The organism is Microbacterium resistens (genome assembly GCF_031456305.1).
Classification (GTDB): domain Bacteria; phylum Actinomycetota; class Actinomycetes; order Actinomycetales; family Microbacteriaceae; genus Microbacterium; species Microbacterium resistens_A.
In genome coordinates this window covers 47,908-70,358 of sequence record NZ_JAVDUM010000008.1, presented here as the reverse complement: position 1 = coordinate 70,358, position 22,451 = coordinate 47,908, and the positions used below count along the sequence as shown (strand labels likewise).

Genomic DNA, 22,451 nt, shown 5'->3' with positions numbered 1-22,451 from the left:
CCCACAACACCTGTCAACCGAGTGCATCCTTGCGGCCGTCGCGAGTCTGCCTATGCTGCTCTCGTCCGAGGCGGATACGCCTCGTTGCCGCGGTGACGCCAAGACCGATCATGATCGCAGGCATAGTAAAGGCGATGAGCGGGAGCGTGCCATACAGCAATGTGTCCCGGTCCGGGAGAAGCGGTGACGTCTCTGCGACGCGGTCCGGCCGAGGAAGGGGCGGGATCGCGACAGGAGTATCTGTCGGGAGCGGCACCGGATCTACGCGGGCGCGACGATGGAGGCGAATCCACTCCTCAAGCTGATCGGCCGGATTCGTACTTGCAGCAGGAATATCTGCCGTCACCGCGTTGTAAGCGTTGACGATGCCACGGCCGTAGATCGGGTCGAGTTCCCCTCCCGTTCCGACCGGGTCAGCGGTGCTCAGCACACGGTCGATGACTTGACCTGCGTCGAGTTCTGGGTGAGCTGCTCGCACAAGCGCGACGATGCCGCTCACGATCGGCGCAGCCCCACTTGTACCGTTCCAATCTTCCACAGATCCGCCTGAGGTGATGCCGATGAGGTGCTCGCTCGGTGCGGAGACACCGATAGTGATGCCTTGGGTGGACGCTTCCCTGCTCGCCGCCCCGTTTCGATCAACGCCCGCCACAGCAAGAACACCGGGAATCGTTGCAGGAGCCCCTACGACATTCGTACCGCCGCCACGGTTGCCTGCGGCTGTGACCACGACGACGTCGTGCTCATATGCGTACAGGAACGCGTCATCCCAAAGAGGGTCCCAGTCGCGGGTGTTGGTCGTGAACGAAAGGTTGATCACGTCCGCACCATTGTCCACGGCCCACACGATGCCATCGGCGACCTGCTGCGTAAAGGGCACAGGTGACGTGGTCCCCGGGAAGTCCACCGAGATGGCGAGCAACTCGGCGTCCGGGGCGACCCCGATCATCCCCGTGTCATCGGGTCCGGGTCTGCCTGCGGCGACGGAAGCGACCAAGGTCCCGTGTTCACGATCCTTCACGCCCACGGGGGTACGTCCATCAGGGGCTCCGATCCCAGACACATCGGTTCCGGCTACCACCCCATCAAAGGCAGGGCCTCGGCCGATCCCCGTGTCCAGAACGGCGATCAGCTGCCCAGCCCCCTTCGTCACCTGCCATGCGTCACGCACATGCGTACTCTCCAGCCAGTATTCCGCCGCCCGAACCGTGTCGATGACTGGCATCGGCGAAGGCGTCGGCTCCCGCGTAATCGTTGCCGAACCGACTGCGTTGATCGTCAACGACAGCGCGAGAGCCGTTGACCCTACCGTTGTCGTGAGCTTTGTCATCCTCCGGGCCTTCTCGGTACATGGATCGGATCGCAGTACAACCGATCAGAGCCGGTTGTACTGCGATCAGCGCCCCCTAGAACGACTGAATCTGCGCGATAGTCAGGCATCCGCTACTGCCCGGGAAGCGGAGCACGCTTCGAGTCGTGGGACCGTATACTCCGTCCATTCCAACGCCATGCGACGCCTGAGCCGACATGAGAGCGGTATAGGTCCCGGAGCCAAAGCTCCCGTCAACAGCAAGAGAAGCGCCATAGCAGTGGTTTAGCGCGGTTTGCAGCACCTCGACTGCAGCATTACTTGAGAGCCCCGACTCCATCACGCAGTTGTACTCCGGCGAAGCGCTGGAGGATGTGGGAATGTGATACAGGCCCGGAGGCACCACATTCCATACGGTCCGCTGATGGCAGTAATCGACCATTTTTGGCGAAATGGATTTCAACGCCTCGAGATATGCTCGATCACCCTCACCGAATACCGACTGCGCTTCCTCGAAAGTCAGAGACCATTCCGAAACAGACACGCCTTCCGGCGTCGGGACGGAGGCAGACGACCCACTCGAGGAAATTTCAGAAGAACCTTCAGAGGCAGCCGCCGGAACCGCAGAAGCGCCGAGCACCACCGCACCAACCCAAAGCGCAATTCCTACACGCTGCCAAGTCTTCTGGATCACCATCTCGCACCCTTCAGTCGAACAGAAATGAATATCTCACCACACTGGCAGCCCCACGTCGGCCGCTCAAGGAATCTACCCAATTTGTAGCCCTAGGGCTATGGATGCGGAGTCTCCCTCTTGACGCAAAGCGATCTTCCGTGCGACGTTCAAGCCATGCGTAGACAAAGCCCGCTCGTCCAGAAAACTGCCGTACTCGGCCTATCCGTCTTGGCCGCAATTACAGCCACACCACTTCTCGTCGGCGCCGCTTCCGAAACAGGAACATGGGAAGCCGAGGAACTGATCACCGCCCTGGAAAGGGTGCCGAGCAGATACTCCGTTGATGCCGGAAATGCCGACACCCTCGATGAAGAAGTACGCTCCGGCGAGGCCATGCGTCTGCCCGGCGTTCACTCGGACATCGGAATCACCGTCTCGGCAGCAGCGAAAGCGGGCATCGCCCTCAACCTCGGCGATGGGCGGGAGGCTGTTTCTCACGATGATGAGACATCCACGATAGCTCAGCGTAAATCTGATGGCTCCATTCAGATCCTGACGGCCATAGAATCGTCGTCCGCGCCTACCGAGTTTACTTATGAGCTCTCGCTGCCACCAGAATCCGAAGTAACTGTGAACGACGACGGATCCGTGGCAATTCTGGGCACAGACGGAAGCTTCCTCGCCGGCATCCACACACCTTGGGCCGTTGACGCGGAAGGAAATACAGTTTCTACACACTATGAGGTTGATGGCACCCATCTAACGCAGATCGTTAGCCACGATGAGGGTTTCGCGTACCCTATCGTGGCTGATCCGTGGCTGGGCGCCGAACTGTACGGCGGAGTGGCAACCACATACGTTTCTGAAGGATTCATCGTAACTACGAGGCCCACTGAATGGGGAGCATTGTACTCGGGCGTTCAAAATGTTGCCATGTGGTGGGCCCACGCGGACGAAGTGAAGAACAAGATGACAAGCCCAGGCAATTGGACATTGAGTCTTCAAGAACAGCTTTACTGTCACATCGCTGGCTGGCCCGTCAGTGCAAATCCCGACTATGACCTGGAGAGCTGGAAGCCTCATATTCGCTGGGAGGATCAAGTTCCCTCCAAGTGCCAAAGCTACTGATCTCAGTGGATACCCCACATCACCTCACGGTCGCCACAGAAGACGTCGATGCCACTCAACGGCGCTGGACACCGGCGAGGGAGACCGGCGAGGGAGACCGGTGGGCGCTTGAGGTGCACAGCCGATTGCAGCCCGTCGCCTCCGGGCCACCCCGAGGATGTCGCGCTTCGTACGCGAGGGCTCAGCATCACAGGGAGCCACCCGGCTGCAGCGAACATTCGCTGTCCTTGCTTCAGATACGGTCATATTTCAAATTTGGGCATATAGTGGATCGCGTGACGGCAAAGTGGCTACAACCCTCGTTCTGGATCCTGACGGTGCTGACCACCGGTCGGCGACACGGCTATGACATCATGCGGGAGGCATCGGCAGCGTCCGAGGGCCAGGTTGAGCTGAAGGTCACCACCCTCTATGCAGCTTTGGAACGCTTGGAGCGCGAGGGACTCCTCGCTGCCGACGGTGAGGAGGTCGTCAACGGGCGGGCTCGCCGCTACTATCGGATCACTGATGCGGGCTCAGGTCGACTGACCCACGAGGTCGAGGTGCTGGAACGGTCGGCCCGCACAGCGCGTGCGCGGTTAGCGACGCGAACCGCGACGCCGACCACGGCACTGGCAGAGGCATGATGGACGCGGTTCAGGCGCGTTTCGCTCGGCTGCTGCGCTGGTACCCGAAGAGCTGGCGAATGCACAGCGGCGAAGTACTGCTTAGTGCGATGCTCGACGAGGCCGCCCGGCAGGGCCGGGACAGGCCAACCCTCGCTGAGCAATGGTTGGCCGGCATCTACGGCCTGGGCGCCAGGCTGAATGCGAGACTTGCGTCGGTGTGCGCGGTCGCTGCGCTGCTGATGGTGGCGTTGGCCAGCATCGGCCTGTCGGCTCCGGCCCTGGCCGATGGGTCAGTGCGCTGGGCGGTGTTGACGGTGAGCACGGGGGTGTGCCCAGCCCTCGTCGCAATCGGGGCCGTCGCCCTGGCCAGGCATCGAGGCTGGCTGTCGGAGCCGCGTGCGCTGATCGTCCTGATTCTGGCCTTGCCGAGTCTCATGCTTACAGCATTGGCCGTGGTGTCGTGGTCGGTCGGTTTCGACGCAGTAGACCGAGACAGCCTCGAGGCCTGGTTCGCAGGCGCCTGGGCGGTGTTCGTCCCCGCAGGTTGGTTGGCGGGTGCCGCATCGGTGTCGGTGTTGTTCAGCGCGTTCCTCGCCCGGTCCCGCCTACCTGCCACGATGGCGATCAGCCTCTCGGTAGTCGCTGGCACAGTCGCTGCACCCATCATCGGAGTAAGTCTGCTCACCCCGTACTCGACCGCGGCCGCTTCTGTCGGCCTCGCAGTCCTGTCGCTCCGACCGCTGCGGTCGCAGATTGTCAGCACTCCAACGCCAATCCGCGCCTCGGCGCGCGGAGGAGCGCCACGCCCTTGGCGTTCGCCACGTGCCCTTCCATGGCTTGCCGCTGCCGGGAGCGCGTGCGGAGTCGTCTACGCCTTCACCGGCACCCACTGGTCGGCCGGTGCAACAGGTGCGACGATTGCGATGGGACAGGGCATTACGCTCTCGCTGGTGTCCTCGCTGCCGCTACTGGCCGGCGTCGGCATCGTGCTCACCGCCCGATCGCGAAAGCCGCCCACCCACACCTGGGGGCCGCTGCTCCTGCTCTCCCTGTCTTTCCTCTCGGTCGCTCTCGGCTACGTCAGCGCGCCCACCTGGGACCAGATGGCATCTGGATTCGCTGTCGGCTCTGCCCTCGGCGGCGCGGCGATCGCCTGGTGGGCTGCAACCCACCTGCGCGGCCGGCCCGCAGCCCGCATCCCGATCGCCGCTGCCATAGGCATCGGATTTGGCGCGCTCCAGGGCATGTTCCTCGCTCCCCTGTGGTCCTTTGCCTTGCCGTTGGTCGCAGCTGCCTTCGCCATCTGGATGCCGCGCGACGGTGGCAGTCGTACCCGAGTCGTCACGCAAGGAGGAGGCGCTGGTTATGGGACCGTTCCGCAGGCCTGAACATAGGCAATCACCGGTCAGGAGACGCTGGTTGGTGAGCGCCGTCGCGGCAGCTGTCGTGGCGTTGAGCGTCGCGGGGTGCAGAGGAGTTCCCTCGCCGTCAGGCGAGCCGGACAGGGCGGAGACGATTCCCGTTGCCGGCGGCGAGTGCGAGCTCTCCTGGTGGCTGACCCCTCTCTCCGATGACGTCCCCGACGATGCCTGGCAGATCGCCGAGCAACGTCTCGCAGATGCAGAGGTCAGCCAGAGCCACTGGGACGAGTGGCGCACGATCCTCGACTCGGACCCGGACATCGACTGGACTTCGGAGGGTCGCTTGCAGGGTCGCGCGTACCTCGAAGCTGTGCGGGCGGATGTCCGGGCCGCCCTGGAAGCCGCCGGATATCCCGACACCCGCCGAGTCATCGAGGTCTACTCCGACATCGCATGCTCTGAGTAGACAAGCGGGAGCGCACATTCACTCTGAACCCGGTGGAGCCCCGGGTCGCGGATATCTCTGAGGGCCTTCATGTCATATCTGTAGCCCCACGGTCACAGAAAGCCACACGTACTTGATATGCGGCGAGGAAGGCAACAGCGTGGATGGCATGCACCCGGACGATGCCGGGTTTCGCGGAGGATCAAGGAGTTTCAATGAAGAAGAAGATTGGCTATTTCGGCGGAATCGTCGGCGTTGCGCTGCTCGCCGCGAGCACGGCCATTCCCGCATATGCGGATACCAACGACCAGGCATTCTCGGAGAGCGTCGTCGATTCTCTCGTGAGCTTCTGGGGCGCCGGCGGCGTCTCCGCCAGCGACCAGAGCATTCTTGTGGCTAACATTCAGAATGGGATCGTACCCCTCAGCCTTCAGCGGGGATCGGAGCCGGTGGATACAGCGACCGAGAGGGTCGGTCTTTTCGAGCGGACGACAGAGACCTTCGCCGACGGGTCCATCCGGATCGCCGACCTCCAGGTAGAGCCTGGCGTCGTCGCAGATCCCACAGACATCACCAGCACCGAGGCGGCCCCCACATCCGCGGACGACGTGACGATCATGACCGATATCACTGCATGCTCTGTGAGCAGCGGATCCGGATACTCAAACGCCGACAACTGCCTTGTCCGAGGCGGCGGCGGGCTGGTGACCAATTTCTTCTACGCGAGCTACACCCTCGTCCAGGGTGCGAACAACGATCAGCTCCGCAACACCAAGAACCCAGGGCAGACCTGCATCTATCCGTACAGTTGCACCACTCCGTCTCGCTCGCAGTTCGTTGGTCAGGAGACGACCTGGACGAACGCGGGCGCCACATACACTGGAACAGCAAGCACGCCGCTCTCGTCGCAGACGACCTACCTGAGCATCGAGGTCGGTGAAGACCACGCAACGCCGATCTGGACCATGCCGTAATAGGAAGGAGGACACGATGAGCAATAGCTCATTCGACCCCGTCCACGTGACTGGGGAGATCGCCCTCAATGTTCCGCTCCTGCTGACAATGACAGGGCTCCTGATCGCCGCAGCGGCATCGGTCGCCGTGATGATCGTCAGAAAGCTCCGCCACCGAAGCCACTCAGCAGCAAAGTAGCTCCCCGGCGGGATGCGGACACATTTTTCATTGTGCCCGCATCCCCGATCTACGATGCCTACGCCGCCCTGCGATGGCTGATCTCACCGCCCGTCATGACCGGCGCGCCCTTTCGAACACGGCGAGGAACTGCTCGACGGCCTGCGCACCGGAGAGCCCCCAGGTGTCATTGATGGCGTAGAACGGGACGCCGCGGGCTCCGAGCGCGTGCGCACGGGCGATGTCGGCAGTCACCGCCACCGCGTGGCGGCGTTCGGTGAGCGCAAGTCGTGCGTCGTCCACGTCGAGCCCCGTATCGGCCGCGAGAGCGAGGAGCTCCTCGGCGCGTCCGATGTGGCGGCCTTCGGCGAAGTAGGCGGTGAAGAGGCGTTCGGTGAGCACGCCTCGCTTCCCGACCGTCCCGGCGTGGTGGAGGAGTTCGAGCGCCGCCCGGGAGTTGGTCGGGCGAGTGCGGTCGGGATCGTAGGCGAGCCCCTCGGCGGTGGTGAGCTGCCGCAGCTGAGCCATGATCTGCGCCATCCGGGCAGGGTCCACGTTCTGCGCCCGGATGTGCTGGTCACGGTCGATCTCCACGGGCGCATCGGGCGTGAGCTGGAAGGAGTGGTGGACGACGTCGATCGGGCCATCGAAGCGCTCGATGGCGGTGCGGAGCCTGGCACTGGAGATATAGCACCAGATGCACTGCACATCGGACCAGACGTCCACGCGAACCGGCGCGGCGCTCATTCGACGACCTCGCTCTTCACGTTCGACGGCACGGCGGCGGGCTTGCGGAGGAACACGGCGAGGACGATCCCGGCCACGCTGATGAACGCCCCGACGCGGAACGCCGTCGCGACGCCGCCCGCGAGCATGTCGAGCGGTGCGGCACCGGTCGTCGTGGCGCTGAGGGAGGCGGTGGAGGAGATCGTGAAGAGGGTGATGAACAGAGCGGTGCCCGCAGCTCCTGCGACCTGCTGCAGCGTGTTCACGATCGCGCTGGCGTGCGGGTAGAGCGTCGGGGCGACCGCACCGAGGGCGGTGGTCATGAGCGGGGTCATCATGAGCGAGGTGCCGATGCTGAGCAGCAGGTGCATCCCGATCACAAGCCATACGGGAGTGCCGGCACCGAGGGTCGAGAACGCGAACATCGCGGCCGTGGCGATGACCGCACCGGGGAGGATCAGGGTGCGCGGGCCGACCTTGTCGTACGCCATGCCGACGAAGGGCGCGAGCAGGCCGGAGAGGATGCCGCCCGGCAGCAGCATGAGGCCGGCGACGTGCGCGGGCTGGCCGAGCACCTGCTGCACGTAGAGCGGCAGCAGGATCAGCGATCCGAACAGGGAGACGGAGACGGTCACGATCATCGCCGTCGACACGGTGAACCGGCGCTCGGCGAAGACGCGCACGTCCAGCAGCACCCGGTCGGTGTCACGCAGCACGAGCTGGCGGCCCACCAGCGCGGCCAGCGCGGCGACGCCGACCGTCAGCGGGATCCAGATCGGCAGGCCGCCGTCACGGCCCGCCTGCTCGCCGATGCTCGCGAGGCCGTAGATCACGCCGGAGAACCCGACGGCGGAGAGCAGCACCGACAGCACGTCGAAGCGCGCCGGCATCGTGGGCGTCACGTTCCGCAGCCACACCGCGCCGGCGACGATCGCGAGAACCGCGACCGGGAGCACGAGGAGGAACACCCACTGCCAGCCGAGGACGGACACGATCACGCCCGACACCGTCGGACCCAGCGCGGGGGCCGCCGCGGTCACGATGGTGACGAGTCCCATGGTGCGACCGCGGCGCTCCGGGACGACCAGCTGCATGACGGTGGTGAACAGCAGCGGCAGCATGATCGAGGTGCCGAGCGCCTGCACGACCCGGGCGACCAGCAGGATCTCGAACGTCGGCGCGAAGGCGGCGATCGCCGTCCCCGCGGTGAACAGGCCCATCGCGGTGAAGAAGCTGCGTCGCAGCGGGAACCGCTGCAGCAGCACGCCCGTCACGGGGATGACGACCGCCATCGTCAGCATGAAGGCGGTCGTGAGCCATTGCGCCTGTGCGGCGGACACCCCGAAGCCGGTCATGATGTGCGGGATCGCGACGCCCATGGCGGTCTCGTTGAGCACGACGACGAACGCCGAGACGAGCAGAAGCGCGATCGCCGGCCCCGGCCGGGACAGGGCCGGCGGCGTGAGGTGCGGTGAGGCGGACGAGGTGGTGGTCATACGAGCTCCTGACATGATGACACTTGATCCATACATGGTACTGAGTACCGTTCGGGTACTTGATGCTAACATCGTCATATGGAATCCCATTCCCCGATCCCCGCACCTCGACTCGATCTGCGTGAGCGCAGGCGACGAGAGATGGTGCGCACGATCGCGAACGCTGCGGTGGACCTGTTCGAGCGGAACGGGTTCCAGGCGACGACGATCGACGAGATCGCCGCCGAGGCGGGCATCTCGCGCACGACGTTCTTCAGGCACTGCGCCACCAAGGAGGCGACGGTGCTGGTCGACGACGGCGGACTCGAGACGGAGCTCATCGCGATCGCGGCGACCGCATCGCCCGAACGTCCACTGCACGATCTCGAGACGGCCTGGGAATCGATGGCCGCCCTCTTCGACGAGGACCACGTCGGCCACGACCGCTTCCTGCGCGTGCGCAGGCTCATGCGCGATGTGCCGGCTCTGCATGCGGCAGGGTTGGAGCGCGATGCCCTGCTCGCGACCCAGCTCACGGACGCTCTCGCCGACGGTCCTGGGCTCTCCGCGCTGGACGCCCGCGCCGTCGCCGAGACCTTCGCCCTCGGGATACGACTCGCCTTCGACGAGTGGGTCCGTCGCGTCGATCAGGCACCGGACGTGCAGCCGCCCCTGAACGTCATCTATCGCCAGGTGCGCGAGGCGCTCCTCCGCGCGGGCGAGACGAGCACACTGTGAGCGGGCGCACGGAGAACGGACATCCGGAGAACGAGCACTCGATGAACGGGCGTTCGATGAACGGGCCGTTCGACCAGGGCTACTGGGAGCAGCACTGGCACGATGCGAGCCCCGAAGGAGCGCTGCCTCCCCACCCCGCGCTCGAGACCGAGATCGCCGGACTCGCGCCGGGGACGGCGCTCGATGCAGGAAGCGGCGAAGGCGCCGAGACCGGCTGGCTCGCGGCCCAGGGGTGGACCGTGACGTCGGTGGACATCTCCCCCGAGGCACTCCGCCGCGCCGCTGCGCGAACGGCGGACGCGAACCTCCCGATCACGCGGATCACGCGGATCGCGGCGGATCTCACCACGTGGGAGCCCGAGGAACGATTCGACCTCGTCACCACGTTCTACGCACACGCCGACATCCCGCAGCACGCGCTCTACCAGCGCCTCTCCCGGTGGGTCGCGCCCGCCGGCACACTCCTCATCGTCGGCCACCACCACGAGCACGGAGCCCCTCGTGAGCACGGGCACGGGCACCCCGAGAACGCCACCACCGGCCCGGAGCTCGTGCGAGACCTGCTCGACCCCGCGGCCTGGGACGTCGAGACCGCAGAGGTGCGACCGCGAACCGTCGGTCACGGCATGCGCCTGCAGGATGTCATCGTCCGCGCTCGCAGACGGGGATAGGCGGGCACGCGACAGAGTGTCGAGGCGTCAACGACTCCTGGCGACCTCTATGGTGCAGTCCCTGATGCCAGAAGTGGACAGGGCAGTTTCAGATACCCTGGACACGTGCGTTGGCAGATGCGATTTCTCCACCCCCGGCCGGATGTTGGCCGCGGGGTGATTGGGACGCGTACATAGCGACCAGGATCTTCGTCGCCGCGGCCGGGGGAAGTGCTGTTTCTTCACCGCCCACGACACGCACGGAGTTCCTCACCCATGTCAACCTCTGACTACCTGTCCGCTCAACAGATCTGTCGCGCGATCACCCTTCGCGACCTCACCGATCCGGCTCACGGCGAACACGCCATGCAGTGCCTCTTGGATGATGTGGTGTCCGCACTGCAGTCCGAATGGGGCTCCACCGTCCGGACCGTGCGAGGCACCGCAATCGTCCCCGTGCGCGACAACTACGACCGCCTCGGTTACAGCACGACAGACGTCACTCGCGCGAGGCGATACACCCGTTACCTCAGCTCCACGGTGATGCTCCGAAGCCACATGAGCGCGGATCTCCCCGCCGCTCTGGAGGAGTACGCGGACGCCGAGTCCGTGGACGAGCTGCTCGTCGCCCCCGGCCTCGTCTATCGACGTGACGTGGTCGATCGAACGCATGTGGGAGAGCCGCATCAGGTAGACCTCTGGCGCATTCGGAGCACCCCGCTCACGAGCGACGACGACCTGCTGAAGATGATCGAGCGGCTGGTCGAGACCGTTCTTCCCGGAGCGGAGTGGCGCGCCACGGAGTCCTTGCATTCCTACACCGTGGGCGGACGCCAGGTCGATGTCCTCCACGACGGGAGATGGCTGGAGCTCGCCGAATGCGGGAGGATTCACCCCGATGTGCTCCGCGGGTCGGGGCTGGATCCCGAGAGGTGGTCCGGGCTCGCGCTGGGCATGGGCCTGGAGCGCGCGCTCATGCTTTGCAAGGGCATTCCCGACATTCGATACATCCGCGCGCAGGATCCCCGCATCGCGATGCAGATGCTCACGCTCGATCCGTGGCGGCAGGTGTCCCGGCTCCCGATGACCCGGCGTGACATCTCGATCGTCCTCGGAGCCGAGGAGGACGAGGAGACGCTCGGCGACCGTGTTCGAGCCGCCCTGGGTGAGGATGCGGATGTGATCGAGTCCGTCGAGGTTCTCGCTCGCACGCCGCATGAGAGGCTTCCCGCAGCCGCCAGAGCCAGGATGGGGACCACGCCCGGGCAGGTCAATGTCCTGTTGCGTCTCTCGATCCGCCCGATCGACCGCACACTCGGCTCCGACGAGGCCAATGAGATCCGGAACGCGGTCTACCGCGCGGTGCACGAAGGCGCCGTGCTGGAGCTGATCTGAGCACATCGGATGAGGGTCTTCGGGTTCCGAAGGCCCTCATCCGACGAGCGACCTCATGACGCCTCGCCCTCCTCCGAGGGAGGCGACGGGAGCGAGCGGGTGAGGACCTGTCCCGGCCACCCTTCCTCGTCGAACGCCTCGGAGCGAACGTACCCGCACGACTCGTAGAAGCGGACGAGCGCTCCGGTGCCGCCCGCGTAGCAGTCCAGGCGCAGACGACCGATCCCCGCAGAACGAGCGCGAGAGTCGGCGAACCGGAGGAGCCTCCTCCCCACGCCTCGCGCCCGCGAGTCCCGAGAGGAGATCAGCAGTCGTACATACAGCTCGGGCCGGTCAGCCTGCGGGACGTACGGCATGGCCTCCCCGAGAACGAGCGCACCGCAGACGCCGACGTCGTGATGAACCGCGACCCATGCCTCGGGCAATTCGCACGCTTCGGTGACTCTCGCTCTCTGACGACTCTGGGTCGACCACGGCTGATCCCCCCACTGGCCCGTGTTTCCGATCTCCCTGAACCACCGGATCACGTCATCGAAGATCGAGAGGACGGCAGGGACGTCCGCCGCGCTCGCGCGACGGATACGAATACTCGGGTCGATCTGACGGTCGATGATGCGACTCCCTCGGCGGCGATCGGACCGCGCCCGGGTCGGCACGTGTCCTAGACTTGTATGCAATCACAACTTGTGACTACGTACAATTTTAGGAGAGGACAATGCAGAGGTTGAGCCGTGCCGACGTGCGAGGAGCACTCGAGCACACTGTCACCACAGGTCGACGAATCCACCTGCCCGCTGATTTCGACGACCTGAACTGGGGCATGCTCGACTATCTCGGCTGGAAGGACCCACGATCCCCGCTCCGCTCCTACCTGCTCGCCGTCGTCGACGGGAGGCTCGAGGGGCTCCGCCTTGAGCGGGTGGCGCCGCCCCAGCTGACGCACGGGCGAGCGGTCATGTGCAACCTGTGCCACTTCTCCCGACGCTTCCATGAAGTATCGATGTTCGTCACGCGGAACCCGTCGGCCTCGCGCCAGAAGCAGCTGAACGCGGTGGGGACGATGCTTTGCACGGATCTCGACTGCGCAGCGAACGTCCACACCGCGCCGCCGCAAGGACCATACGATCCCCCGATCGCCGACGTCATCGCCGCGCGGCGGGCGGGGCTCCAGTCCCGGGTGGCGGCCTTCATCCGCTCGACACGGGCGACCACAGGGAGTGGGAGACTCTAGACATGTCGTATCTGCCTCGCGAGGAGCGCCGTCGATCGATCATCGATGCGGCCGCGCGGGTCATCGCCTCGGATGGGATCTCCGCCGTCAACAGTCGCACGGTCTCCGGGGTCCTCGGGGGCTCCCCCGGTCAGATCCACCACCACTTCGCCTCGATCGACCAGTTGATCTCCGAAGCGTGGAAGCGCTACGCCAAGAACGAGGTCCGCGACTTCCGCACTCACGTGGCACGAATGGACCGCGAGGACGCGCTGCGGGAGTTCTTCGCCGACGTCCTCGACGATCCGCGGGGCGGCACATCACTCGCGAGGTGGGCGGAGGCCTCGACACAGGCCCGCATCAGGGCCGGATTCGCGCCCGCTTTCATCGAAACCCTCGAGATCCTGATCGAGGTGCTCGAGGGTTGCCTCGGTCACACGTCCCGTGACACCGCAGCAGGCCTGCTCACGATGGCCTTGGGGTTCGCCGGGCTACCGCCGGGCGCCCCCGAGAAGCTCAAGTTCTCGGGGGCGACTGTCATGTCCTCGGCGATCGCCGACGCGATATCGCTCTGAGCAAGACCGCGGTCCCGATGAGCGACGATGACCGCGACGAACCGTTCAGTGGTACCTCTTCGTGTAGGTGATGGAGCGCTCCGTCTCTTCGAATCCGATCCCCTCGTAGAGAGCGCGGGCCCCCGTCGGGCTGTCGCCGTCGACGTCGAGGGTCGCCCGCGTCATGCCCGCATCGCGCATTCTTCGCATCGACCATGCAAGAAGAGCACGGGCGATTCCGCGACCCCGCCAAGCGCGCACTACGCCGAGTTCGTCGACGTCCCCGAAGCGATAGCCGTAGGACTCCCACTCGTCTTCATCGGCCTCGACGGTGATGGCGCCGACGACGTCCTCGGTGCCGTCCGGAAGCGTGGCCAGGGCCACTGCACTCCATTCCGCCTGGAACTCCTCGGAACGCTGGGACGATTCCCACTCCTCCCGCGATGTCGGCTGGCTGCCCCAATGGTCGCGGAACGCGGCGTTGATGGCCGCGCGCGCCGGCTCCGACCACCTCGATCCGTACGCGTCGATTCTCAGGCCGGCGCCGAGCTCGATCTCCGGGATTCGTTGCCCGAGATCGCGCTCCATCTCCAGCCACCACCGAGTGGGCACGAAGCCTTCGGCGTCGAACAGCGCACGCTGCCCTGCGGCATGCTCGCCGACCAGGGTGCTCAGCATGCCCGGCAGCCGCAGGTCGGACGCCGCGAGGTGCTGGGCTCCTCGCCCCTCCTGCCACCGCAGCAGCGCCGTGCCGATGCCTCTCCGTCTCCATCCCGGGTGCACATGTCCGTTGATGTGCACGGTCACGACCGCTTCGCCACTGGCCTCCAGATAGGCCTCACCGTAGGCCACTGCCACCCCATTGCCATCGAGAGCGACGATGCTGTCGACGGCCGCGTCGAAGCCTGGAGTGTCGAAGCGCTCCTCCAGGTCGTCGAGGTCCGCCGTCGCTTCAGGGCGGTCGGCGATGTTCACGGCGCGTTCGAGCTCCAGAAGAGCTGTGAGGTCGCTCTTGCGCGCGCCACGCCAGCTGAGCCCCTGCTGCGCTCCAGGGAGCGCCAGCACCCTTGGAGCGCGCACGCGCTCGGAGAGCGGACGCAGCCCGACCGAGTCCGCACTCGGGAGACCGGATTCCTCGCCGCCCCCGACGGACGGCTCGCTTTGTGATGTCATATCGTCTTCCCTTCTGTAGCGTCGTGCCGGCCGCCGGACGGCGTAGGAGATCTCGCCCCGCCGCGCAACCTACCCACGGATGGATCGCGAGTAGAGACAGACCTCGACCTCTTTCCCCGAAGGGGCCGTGTCCGTCATGCTTCCCTCGAGCGTGAACCCCGCCCGCTCCAGAACGCGTTGGGAAGATGAGTTCCGGATCTCGGTGCGGGCCGTCAACCGGACGAGGCTGCTACGAGCGGCGAACTGCGCCGCGAGCTCCAACGCCGCCGAGGCAAGGCCCGAGCCTCGCCGTTCAGGGTGGAGCCAGAAGCCCACCTCCACCGAGTCCTCAGAGACGTCGAACAGCACCAGGCTGCCAGCGAACTCATCGGTCGGTTCCGTCGCGATGGCGAGCACAGCCACGTCTCCGCGTTCCAGACCTGGCCACGCCTGCTCCTCCATCATCGTCAGCACGGAGTCCGGGGTGTAGTCACTTTCGGGCAGGTGCCCGAAAGCCTGCACCTCGGCGTCGGCGGTGCCTTCGGCGAAAGCGACAGCATCGGCGGCATGCAGCGGACGCAGCCGCGCGCGGCCGTCATGCAGTGGGAGTAGGGACGCATCAAGCATCTCGTTAACCTAACATAGTTCGGATAGGATGGATGGGTGAGCTACTGGTCGCACCGCAAACCCATCCTCAGAGCCCGCGCCGTGGAGGTCGACGCCATCGCTCAGGCATCCGTCGCCCTTCTCCAGAGCGGGGGGCTGCGCGCCCTCACCGTTCGCGCTGTCGCCGCACGAATCGGCGTCGCGCCGCCGAGCCTGTACTCGCGGGTGCAGTCGGTCCATGATCTCTTCGATCTTGCGCTCGACCACGCTCTCGGCACCGACCACGACGTCGGCGACGCCCTCATCCATGCCGGGATTCACGACCTGATGGTCGCCTACTACCGGCACCTGCTGCGCAACCCCTGGGCATGTCAGGTGATCTCGATGCGAGCGCCCCGCGGCCCTCACTACCTCCGCTTGTCGGAGCGCATGTGCGTTCTCCTCGAAGAGGCCGGGGAGCCTGACCCTCTCAGCACGGCATACTCCGTGTCGAACTACGTCGTCGGCAGCGCGGCCACCGTTGCTGTCGCAAGTGATGAGCGGGTCGCGCCCGTCGACGCCGACATCGCCCCCGTCTATGCCCGGCTACACCATCGCCATGAGCTGTCGCCCGAGTCGATTCTGACCGCCGGCTTGACGGCGTTGCTGGCCAGTGAGCACGAAACCGAGGGCGGACTCTAGTCAGTACAGCCAGCACATCCTCCGCCGGTCGCCCGGCTGCCGGAGTCCTCATGCACGAGCCGAGGCGACGGGTCAGAGCCAGTCGTGTTCGCGGGCGTAGCGTGCGGCCTCGTGACGGGTCGCGGTCTGGGTCTTCTGCATGGCGTTGGAGAGGTAGTTGCGGACCGTGCCGTGCGCGAGGTGCAGCCGTCGTGCGATGTCGGTGACGGCATAGCCTTCGCTCGTCTCGCGGAGCACGTCGAGCTCTCGTTCGGTGAGCGGGCAGTCGTCGGTCATGGCGAGCGCGGCGATGCCTGGGTCGATCCATCGTTGTCGTCTTGCGACGGTGTGGATGACCTCGGCGATGAGCTCAGGATCGGCCGCCTTGCTGAGGAAGCCGAGCACTCCGGCCTTCAACGCTCTTCGCAGCACGCCGGGTCGGGCGTGGCGGGTGAGGAGGACGATGATCTGGTCCGGGTCGTCATCGCGGATCTCCGCGACGGCGTGGAGCCCGTCCATGGTGGGCATGTCGAGGTCCATGACGACGACGTCGGGCCGGTGCTCCCGTGTCAGCCTGACCGCTTCGACGCCGTCGGCGGCTTCGGCGATGACCTCGATGTTTCCGTTGAGCGGCAGCAGAGCGGCGAGCGCGGAGCGGATGAGCTGTTCGTCGTCGGCGAGGAGGACGGTCACGGGAGGGGCGTTCATCTGTCATCCTCGCTCGTCGGTGCGACCGGCTCCGCCGCAGGGACCGTGGCCGTCGTTCGGAAACGACCGGATTCGCGGGCGACGTCGAGCGTTCCCCCGATCTCCTCCAGTCGGCTGCGGAGAGTGCTCAGACCGCCGAGCGGGGGCAGCGGTCCTGCGCCGGCGCCGTCGTTGACGATCTCGATGCGCCGGGCGTCGATCGTGATCGTCGTGCGCGTGCTGTCCGAGTGACGCAGGATGTTCGTCGTCGTCTCGCGCAGCACCTGCGCGAGCAGGGCTCCCTCGGAGCCTCCCGCCGGGCCTGTCGTGGTGACCGTCACGGCGATTCCGGCGGCCTCGAGGAGGTTCTTGGCGTTCTCCGTCTCCACGGCGACGTTGAGGCGGCGCTGCGCATGGACGAGGTCCTGCGTGCGGGCGATGGTGTCGGCGATGAGGTGCTGCACTTCGTCGAGCTCGTGCTTCGCGGCGAACGGGTCGGAGTCGGTGATCTGCTTGGCAAGCGCCGTCTTGAGCTTGATCACGTGGAGCGTGTGCCCCTGGATGTCGTGCAGATCGCTCGCGAAGCGGATGCGCTCCCGCGCGACGGCGAGCTCGGCCTCGGCCTGTTTCGCGCGTTCCAGGGTGAGGAGGATGTCTGAGTAGCGTTCGACCATGGTCATGACGATGCAGACGAACAGCGTCGTGCCGGCCGGTATGAGGAGGTAGTGCGCTGCGGTGAGAAGGGTGAACGGCTGTGTGATGAAGGCCATGGCGCCGATCGCCGCCGAGGCCGCACTGAATCCGAGTATGGCGATGAAGCGATGACGAGGCAGCCGGGTCAGGATCATCGCGCCGGCCAAGGAGAGGGCGAACACGCCCAGCGGGCTTCCGCCGAGCGCCGCGCTGAGCGCCCAGCTCGCGGCGGACAGCACCAGGACCAGGACGCTGCCGCTCGGGAGCCCGTCGGGAGCCCACTGCCGGAGTAGGAGCAGCGGCGCGAGAAGGCCCGCCGCAACGAGGACTCCGTCCCACCACGAGGTGGAGGTCACGGCCACGGCCAGGATCCCGATGGGGACGACCGCGACCGTGACCGTGAGAATCGTCGCGTGCCGGATCCGCTGACGGGTCCCAGAACCCGTCAGCGGACGGCCCGCCTTCGCGAATGGTTCGATCCCCCCATTTTAGGCGGCGTTCTCACGCTTCTTGATGAGGGACCCGAGCCCGGTGGCACCGAGCGCGGCCGCCACCTCGATGCCGAGGACGAGGAAGCCGATCCAGTCGTTCTCGATGATGAACACCTCCCAGTCGTCCGGGAGGAACCCGATGATGTCGGGGTTGCTCCGGCTGAGAAGCAGGACGAACGCGCTGGGGACACCGACGACGACGATCGCGATGAGGATACCTCTGAGCAGTTTCATGCTTCGAGCCTCTCCGGCGTTCGGCGCCGCCGGTAGTGACGCTGTGTCATCTGTTCCGATGACATGACGGCACTGTCGCAGGGCCGCACACGCATATGGGATGGATGGCATGCATCCTCTCATCGAGATCGATCGGCTCTCCGTACGCTACGGAGGCTTCTGGGCCGTGCAAGAGCTGTCCTTGACCGTCGCGGAGGGCGAGCTCTATGCGCTGCTGGGCACGAACGGGGCGGGCAAGACCTCGACGCTGGAGTCGATCGAGGGGCATCGTCCCGCCACGGACGGGTCCGTCCGCGTCTTCGGGGAGGACCCGCGCCAGCGCCGTACAGTGCGCCCGCGCATGGGGATCATGCTGCAGAACGGCGGGTTCTCTCCGGAACTGAGCGCACGAGAGTCCGTCGAGCTCTTCGGCGCCCTCTCCGGCCGGAAGGACGACGCCTCCCGCGTCCTCGACGTCGTAGGCCTCGACCACCGCGCACAGACGCAGGTCGCTCAGCTCTCCGGCGGCGAACAGCGGCGTCTCGACTTCGCCACCGCCATCTGGGGAGGACCGGAGCTGATCATCCTCGACGAGCCGACCACCGGGCTCGACGTGAACGCTCGCGACGATCTCTGGTCGGTGGTGGACTCGCTGCGGTCGGACGGGACGACGTTCCTGCTGACCACCCACTACCTCGAAGAGGCGCAGCAGCACGCCGACCGCATCGGCCTGATGCATGGCGGACGGCTGCGGTCGGAGGGAACCGTCCACGACATCACGAGCACGCTTCCCGCGCGCATCTCGTTCGCCCTCGCCGCCGGCGCCACGGCGCCGTCGGAGGCGGAGCAGCTCCCCGACGGCAGCTTCGTCATCCGGACCACGCAGCTGCAGACCACGCTGCATGCCCTGCTCGACTGGGCATCCCGCGAGGGGGTGGAGCTGCACGCCCTGGAAGCCGGATCGCCCCGGCTGGACGACGTGCTCCGCTCGATCGCCGAAGAAGAGAACAGCCGACAGGAGGAGGGACGATGACCTTCACGATCGCGGCCAGCGAGCTGAAGCAGATCATCCGGAACAGGTCGGTGCTGATCAGCGCGACCCTGATCCCCCTCGGGACGAGCGCGCTGCTGATCTTCGCACGCGACGCCTTTCGGGACTTCCCCGCCGGCATCGGTTTCGCGGTCGGCTCGATGATGGCGTCGATCTCGGTTCTCGGGCTCTACGTGACCGCGGTCACGACGCTGGCGGCGAGGCGTCAGACGCTCTTCCTCAAGAGGCTGCGGTCGACGGCGGCGGGCGATGCGAGCATCCTCGCCGGACTCGTCGCCCCGCCCGTGGTGATCAGCGCACTCCAACTGGTCATCGTGCTCGGTGTGCTGGCGTCCGTCACCGAGGGCCCGGCCGACCCGCTTCTGCTCGTGGTCTCGGGCCTGCTCCTGATCGCCCTCATGCTCGCCCTCGCCCTCGCGACGGCCGGAGTGACCCGATCCCCGGAGCACGCACAGGTCACCACGCTGCCGCTGACCCTTGGGCCGATCGGGCTGGCGATGTGGATCGGGCTGACAAGCGCAGACTCCGCACCGATCGTCAAGGCGCTCCTCCCGTCCGGTGCGACGACGCAGCTCAGCATCAACGCGTGGAACGGCGGCACCGCGCTCGGGGAGAACCTCCTGCTGATGCTGCCGACCCTCGGCTGGATCGCCGCAGCACTGATCATGGCGAAGATCACCTTCCGCTGGGAACCGCGGCGTTGAGCCCGTCGCATCGGCCGGGGGCTCCTGGCCCAACCTCACCCGGGGCACCCGGGCGGAATAGAGGCCGACCGCGACAGGTTGCAGGCGACGACGACGTCCGGCGTGAGAAAGGTCCGAGATGCTGGCATGGACGACGACACCGGGCACACCCGGCGGCGTGACCCTGAGCGAGGTGGCGGAGCCTTCCCCGCTTCCGCACGAGCTGCTGGTGCGTGTCGAGGCGTTCGCCCCGAATCCCGGTGACATCGCGGCCATCCCCGGAGCTCCCCCCGGGTCGATACCCGGCTGGGACGGTGCGGGCATCGTGCTCGAGGCCGCCGCCGACGGCGCAGGACCGCAGGCCGGAGATCGTGTGGTCTTCCTCGGGCTCGGTGCCCGCGGCTGGGCGCAGCGCCGTGCAGTGCCGTACGCGTCCACCGCCGCCGCCCCGCCCGACGCGGCGTGGGGGCACCTGGCGACGCTCCCCGTCCCGGCGACCAGCGCCCTGCGCGCTCTGCGGAAGCTCGGCTCGGTCCTGGGGCGACGCATCCTGATCGTGGGAGCCACGAGCGCGGTGGGAAGGATCGCCGTGCAGCTCGCGGCCCGCTCCGGCGCGCACGTCGTCGCCGTCGCGCGCGATGAGGGCCAGCACGCCGATCTCCGACGCCTCGGTGCCCACGAGACGCACACCGCCCTCTCCTCGTTGACGTCTCGCGTCCACGGCGCCATCGACATGATCGGCGGTCAGCACCTCGTCGACGCGTACGCCCTCCTCGAACCCGGCGCAACCGTCATCGCACTCGGTCACTCCGCCGGCGCCGAGGAGCGCTTCCCCTACGGCGCCTTCATCGCCGACCCCACGACCGCCGACCGCTCGATCACGAGCTTCTTCCTCGGAGCGGAATCCGGTCTCGCCGACGAGATGGCATACCTCGCGGCAGACAGGCAGCTCCAGGTCGGCGATGTCGACACGCGCCCCTGGACCGAGCTCGCGACCTGGGTCCGACGAGGAGCCCCTCGCCCGTCAGGAAGGGTCGTCTTCCGCGTGGACCACGCCGAGTTTCCGGGCTGATCCTCGAGGTGACTCCTCGGCCCCTTCCTCGTTCCGCGCCGGAGAGGCCCTCTTCTACCCCGAGATGACACTCGGGACGAGTCGCGGCGAGGGCGGCAGCGGTCGGTGCTGGCCGGACGCACGCAGTCCGTCGATCACGAGCGCCGCGTAGCGCCGCGCGGTACGCGTACGCTCTGCTTCCGTCGTACTCGAGAGTCCACGCGCCGCGAGCAGGACGATCAGGAAGTCGTCCACGACGAAGTCGGCGCGCAGCGCACCGACGTCGATGGCACGACGAGCCACGGTGGCGATCGCCCGCACGGCCTCCTCCCGCTGTGCCCGGAGGTCGACGGCGTCGGGGTAGGCGGAGAGGAACGCATCCGTGAAGCCCTGGTTCCGGGCGTTGAGCACCAGGACCCGCTCGATGATGCCGCGGAAACCGCGCCACGGATCGGTGTCGGCAAGGGCGTCGACCACGATCGAGCGGCAGTCGTCGAGCTCGTTCACGAAGGCGGCACGGACGAGATCGGCTTTCGTGGGGAACCGCCGGTAGAGGGTGGCCGGCCCCACGCCGGCAGATCGGGCTATCTCTCGCATCGTCACGTCGAGCCCGTCGGTCGCGAACAGCTCACGAGCCGCGGCGAGCACCCGATCGCGGTTCTCCTTCGCGTCGGAACGGAGATCCTGAGGCAGCATCGTGGACATGTGTCTCACTTTAGCCAAGTGGACGCAGGCGTCCGTTACGTTTCGGAAGGCGGGTCCAACCTCTCGCCACGAAACGGAGTGCACCATGCGCGCAGTGATCATCCGGGCCTTCGGCGACCCGAGCGGGATGGAGGTGACGGACCTTCCTGTCCCGACGCCCGGAGCCGGCGAGGTCCTCGTTCGAACGGAGGCGATCGGCGTCGGCGGGGTCGACGTCGTGATCCGGCGTGGCGGGATCGCCAAAGCGACCCGCGAGGCCGGGATGATCCCGGGAAGCGAGGCTGCCGGGGTCGTGGCCGCGACGGGAGCCGACGTCGATCCCACGTGGGTCGGCCGACGCATCTGGGCGTTCACGGGAATCTCCGGCGGGTATGCCGAGTACGTGATCGCTCGCGCCGACGAGATCGTCCCGCTGCCTTCCGATCTCTCGTCCGTCCAGGCCGTGACCATCGGCGGCGCGGCGCCGGTCGCGCATTTCGCTCTCGAACGCGCCCGCCTTGTCGAGGGCGAGTCCGTGCTCGTGCGGGGCGCCGCTGGGAGCATCGGGCTGGCCGGCGTTGAGCTGGCTGCTCGGCGCGGCGCGGCGTCCGTGGCCGTCACCGCGTCGTCTCCCGAGCGCGGCGAGCGACTGCGGGCGTTCGGCGCCACGCACGTGCTCGACCGCGCAGGCGCGGGCGATCCGGGGGCCCCGGCCGAGTTCGACGTCATCCTCGACATCGTCGGCGGCGCCGATCTTCCTCGGTTCATCGAGCGGCTCGCGCCCAATGGTCGCCTGATCGCCGTGGGCGTGGTCGGCGGATTCCCGCCCGCCGACTTCGGCACGGCGCTTCTGGTCGGTTTCCGCCGATCGATCACCTTCGGAACTCTCAGCCTCGACACCGTGCCGCGCGACGAGCTCGCCCGGGTACGCCACGAGATGTTCGACGACGCCGTTCGCGGCATCCTCTCCCCTATGGTTCACGGCACCCTCCCGCTGAGCGCCGCCGCCGAGGCGCATCGGCTCATGGATGCCGGTGAGGTGTTCGGGCGCATCGTGCTCGTGCCCTGAGCGGG

The 22,451-nt window shown here is 66.7% G+C and carries 27 protein-coding genes; 16 read left to right on the top strand and 11 right to left on the bottom strand.

Going from position 1 to position 22,451, the window contains the following annotated elements; translation table 11 throughout:
- Positions 1–13: 13 nt before the first annotated feature.
- Complete coding sequence (locus tag J2Y69_RS10085) at positions 14–1,330, bottom strand: S8 family serine peptidase (protein WP_310020201.1); 1,317 nt, start codon at positions 1,328–1,330, stop codon at positions 14–16.
- Between the two features lie 76 nt (positions 1,331–1,406).
- On the bottom strand, positions 1,407–2,006 hold the full coding sequence (locus J2Y69_RS10080; RefSeq protein ID WP_310020199.1) for a peptidoglycan-binding domain-containing protein: 600 nt from the start codon (positions 2,004–2,006) through the stop codon (positions 1,407–1,409).
- Positions 2,007–2,123: 117 nt separating this feature from the next.
- On the opposite strand from J2Y69_RS10080, the gene J2Y69_RS10075 reads away from it, so the two are divergent.
- The 6 genes from J2Y69_RS10075 (at position 2,124) to J2Y69_RS10050 (ending at position 6,679) form a co-directional block, all read left to right on the top strand.
- A complete protein-coding gene (locus J2Y69_RS10075; RefSeq protein ID WP_310020197.1) occupies positions 2,124–3,113 on the top strand; it encodes a hypothetical protein in 990 nt (329 codons plus the stop codon).
- Positions 3,114–3,388: 275 nt separating this feature from the next.
- Positions 3,389–3,739, top strand: a complete 351-nt coding sequence (locus J2Y69_RS10070) for a PadR family transcriptional regulator (protein ID WP_310020195.1) — start codon at positions 3,389–3,391, stop codon at positions 3,737–3,739.
- Complete coding sequence (locus J2Y69_RS10065; RefSeq protein ID WP_310020193.1) at positions 3,736–5,109, top strand: hypothetical protein; 1,374 nt, start codon at positions 3,736–3,738, stop codon at positions 5,107–5,109. Before J2Y69_RS10070 ends, J2Y69_RS10065 begins: the two co-directional genes overlap by 4 nt.
- Positions 5,110–5,143: 34 nt before the next feature.
- The gene (locus J2Y69_RS10060; RefSeq protein WP_310020191.1) at positions 5,144–5,548 is read left to right on the top strand and encodes a hypothetical protein; all 405 of its coding nucleotides are present in this window, start codon (positions 5,144–5,146) and stop codon (positions 5,546–5,548) included.
- A gap of 194 nt (positions 5,549–5,742) precedes the next feature.
- Entirely contained in the window at positions 5,743–6,501 is a 759-nt protein-coding gene (locus tag J2Y69_RS10055) for a hypothetical protein (RefSeq protein ID WP_310020189.1), read from the top strand.
- Between the two features lie 16 nt (positions 6,502–6,517).
- Positions 6,518–6,679: a hypothetical protein gene (locus J2Y69_RS10050; protein WP_310020187.1), complete on the top strand. Its 162-nt coding sequence runs from the start codon at positions 6,518–6,520 to the stop codon at positions 6,677–6,679.
- A gap of 93 nt (positions 6,680–6,772) precedes the next feature.
- Here the strand turns inward: J2Y69_RS10050 and J2Y69_RS10045 are convergent, their stop codons facing one another.
- Both J2Y69_RS10045 and J2Y69_RS10040 read right to left on the bottom strand, forming a co-directional pair.
- Entirely contained in the window at positions 6,773–7,405 is a 633-nt protein-coding gene (locus J2Y69_RS10045) for a DsbA family oxidoreductase (protein WP_310020186.1), read from the bottom strand.
- Complete coding sequence (locus tag J2Y69_RS10040) at positions 7,402–8,880, bottom strand: MDR family MFS transporter (RefSeq protein WP_310020184.1); 1,479 nt, start codon at positions 8,878–8,880, stop codon at positions 7,402–7,404. The genes J2Y69_RS10045 and J2Y69_RS10040 overlap by 4 nt, the downstream gene beginning before the upstream one ends.
- 78 nt (positions 8,881–8,958) lie before the next feature.
- Between J2Y69_RS10040 and J2Y69_RS10035 the strand changes: the two genes are divergently transcribed.
- The 3 genes from J2Y69_RS10035 to srmL all read left to right on the top strand — a co-directional run bounded on the left by J2Y69_RS10035 (position 8,959) and on the right by srmL (position 11,642).
- Positions 8,959–9,597 (top strand): TetR/AcrR family transcriptional regulator, encoded by a 639-nt coding sequence (locus J2Y69_RS10035; protein ID WP_310020180.1) that lies wholly within the window; start codon positions 8,959–8,961, stop codon positions 9,595–9,597.
- Positions 9,594–10,268: a class I SAM-dependent methyltransferase gene (locus J2Y69_RS10030; RefSeq protein ID WP_310020178.1), complete on the top strand. Its 675-nt coding sequence runs from the start codon at positions 9,594–9,596 to the stop codon at positions 10,266–10,268. Before J2Y69_RS10035 ends, J2Y69_RS10030 begins: the two co-directional genes overlap by 4 nt.
- A 255-nt stretch (positions 10,269–10,523) precedes the next feature.
- A complete protein-coding gene (gene srmL / locus J2Y69_RS10025; RefSeq protein ID WP_310020177.1) occupies positions 10,524–11,642 on the top strand; it encodes a PheS-related mystery ligase SrmL in 1,119 nt (372 codons plus the stop codon).
- A gap of 53 nt (positions 11,643–11,695) precedes the next feature.
- Here the strand turns inward: srmL and J2Y69_RS10020 are convergent, their stop codons facing one another.
- A complete protein-coding gene (locus J2Y69_RS10020) occupies positions 11,696–12,169 on the bottom strand; it encodes a GNAT family N-acetyltransferase (RefSeq protein ID WP_310020375.1) in 474 nt (157 codons plus the stop codon).
- Between the two features lie 188 nt (positions 12,170–12,357).
- On the opposite strand from J2Y69_RS10020, the gene J2Y69_RS10015 reads away from it, so the two are divergent.
- Positions 12,358–12,873 carry an FBP domain-containing protein gene (locus J2Y69_RS10015; RefSeq protein ID WP_310020175.1) on the top strand — a complete coding sequence of 172 codons (516 nt, stop codon included), beginning with the start codon at positions 12,358–12,360 and terminating at the stop codon, positions 12,871–12,873.
- A 2-nt stretch (positions 12,874–12,875) separates the two neighbouring features.
- Complete coding sequence (locus J2Y69_RS10010; RefSeq protein ID WP_310020173.1) at positions 12,876–13,427, top strand: TetR/AcrR family transcriptional regulator; 552 nt, start codon at positions 12,876–12,878, stop codon at positions 13,425–13,427.
- Positions 13,428–13,472: 45 nt separating this feature from the next.
- Here the strand turns inward: J2Y69_RS10010 and J2Y69_RS10005 are convergent, their stop codons facing one another.
- Both J2Y69_RS10005 and J2Y69_RS10000 read right to left on the bottom strand, forming a co-directional pair.
- Positions 13,473–14,579, bottom strand: coding sequence for a GNAT family N-acetyltransferase (locus J2Y69_RS10005; protein WP_310020171.1), 1,107 nt, complete (start codon positions 14,577–14,579; stop codon positions 13,473–13,475).
- 69 nt (positions 14,580–14,648) lie between these two features.
- Positions 14,649–15,185, bottom strand: coding sequence for a GNAT family N-acetyltransferase (locus tag J2Y69_RS10000; protein ID WP_310020169.1), 537 nt, complete (start codon positions 15,183–15,185; stop codon positions 14,649–14,651).
- Positions 15,186–15,221: 36 nt separating this feature from the next.
- Here J2Y69_RS10000 and J2Y69_RS09995 point away from each other — a divergent pair, with 36 nt between their 5' ends.
- A complete protein-coding gene (locus tag J2Y69_RS09995) occupies positions 15,222–15,845 on the top strand; it encodes a TetR/AcrR family transcriptional regulator (RefSeq protein WP_310020167.1) in 624 nt (207 codons plus the stop codon).
- A gap of 72 nt (positions 15,846–15,917) precedes the next feature.
- Here J2Y69_RS09995 and J2Y69_RS09990 read toward each other — a convergent pair whose 3' ends face one another.
- The 3 genes from J2Y69_RS09990 to J2Y69_RS09980 all read right to left on the bottom strand — a co-directional run bounded on the left by J2Y69_RS09990 (position 15,918) and on the right by J2Y69_RS09980 (position 17,929).
- Entirely contained in the window at positions 15,918–16,532 is a 615-nt protein-coding gene (locus J2Y69_RS09990; RefSeq protein ID WP_310020165.1) for a response regulator transcription factor, read from the bottom strand.
- Positions 16,529–17,566, bottom strand: coding sequence for a sensor histidine kinase (locus J2Y69_RS09985; RefSeq protein WP_310020163.1), 1,038 nt, complete (start codon positions 17,564–17,566; stop codon positions 16,529–16,531). The genes J2Y69_RS09990 and J2Y69_RS09985 overlap by 4 nt, the downstream gene beginning before the upstream one ends.
- 126 nt (positions 17,567–17,692) lie before the next feature.
- Positions 17,693–17,929: a hypothetical protein gene (locus tag J2Y69_RS09980; protein ID WP_310020161.1), complete on the bottom strand. Its 237-nt coding sequence runs from the start codon at positions 17,927–17,929 to the stop codon at positions 17,693–17,695.
- Positions 17,930–18,038: 109 nt separating this feature from the next.
- Here J2Y69_RS09980 and J2Y69_RS09975 point away from each other — a divergent pair, with 109 nt between their 5' ends.
- The 3 genes from J2Y69_RS09975 to J2Y69_RS09965 all read left to right on the top strand — a co-directional run bounded on the left by J2Y69_RS09975 (position 18,039) and on the right by J2Y69_RS09965 (position 20,714).
- Entirely contained in the window at positions 18,039–18,941 is a 903-nt protein-coding gene (locus tag J2Y69_RS09975) for an ABC transporter ATP-binding protein (RefSeq protein ID WP_310020159.1), read from the top strand.
- Positions 18,938–19,663 (top strand): ABC transporter permease, encoded by a 726-nt coding sequence (locus J2Y69_RS09970; RefSeq protein WP_310020156.1) that lies wholly within the window; start codon positions 18,938–18,940, stop codon positions 19,661–19,663. The genes J2Y69_RS09975 and J2Y69_RS09970 overlap by 4 nt, the downstream gene beginning before the upstream one ends.
- 118 nt (positions 19,664–19,781) lie before the next feature.
- Positions 19,782–20,714, top strand: a complete 933-nt coding sequence (locus tag J2Y69_RS09965) for a zinc-binding dehydrogenase (protein ID WP_310020154.1) — start codon at positions 19,782–19,784, stop codon at positions 20,712–20,714.
- Between the two features lie 54 nt (positions 20,715–20,768).
- Here J2Y69_RS09965 and J2Y69_RS09960 read toward each other — a convergent pair whose 3' ends face one another.
- Positions 20,769–21,398 carry a TetR/AcrR family transcriptional regulator gene (locus tag J2Y69_RS09960; protein ID WP_310020152.1) on the bottom strand — a complete coding sequence of 210 codons (630 nt, stop codon included), beginning with the start codon at positions 21,396–21,398 and terminating at the stop codon, positions 20,769–20,771.
- Between the two features lie 85 nt (positions 21,399–21,483).
- Here J2Y69_RS09960 and J2Y69_RS09955 point away from each other — a divergent pair, with 85 nt between their 5' ends.
- A complete protein-coding gene (locus J2Y69_RS09955) occupies positions 21,484–22,446 on the top strand; it encodes an alcohol dehydrogenase catalytic domain-containing protein (protein ID WP_310020151.1) in 963 nt (320 codons plus the stop codon).
- The last annotated feature ends 5 nt before the right edge of the window (positions 22,447–22,451 follow it).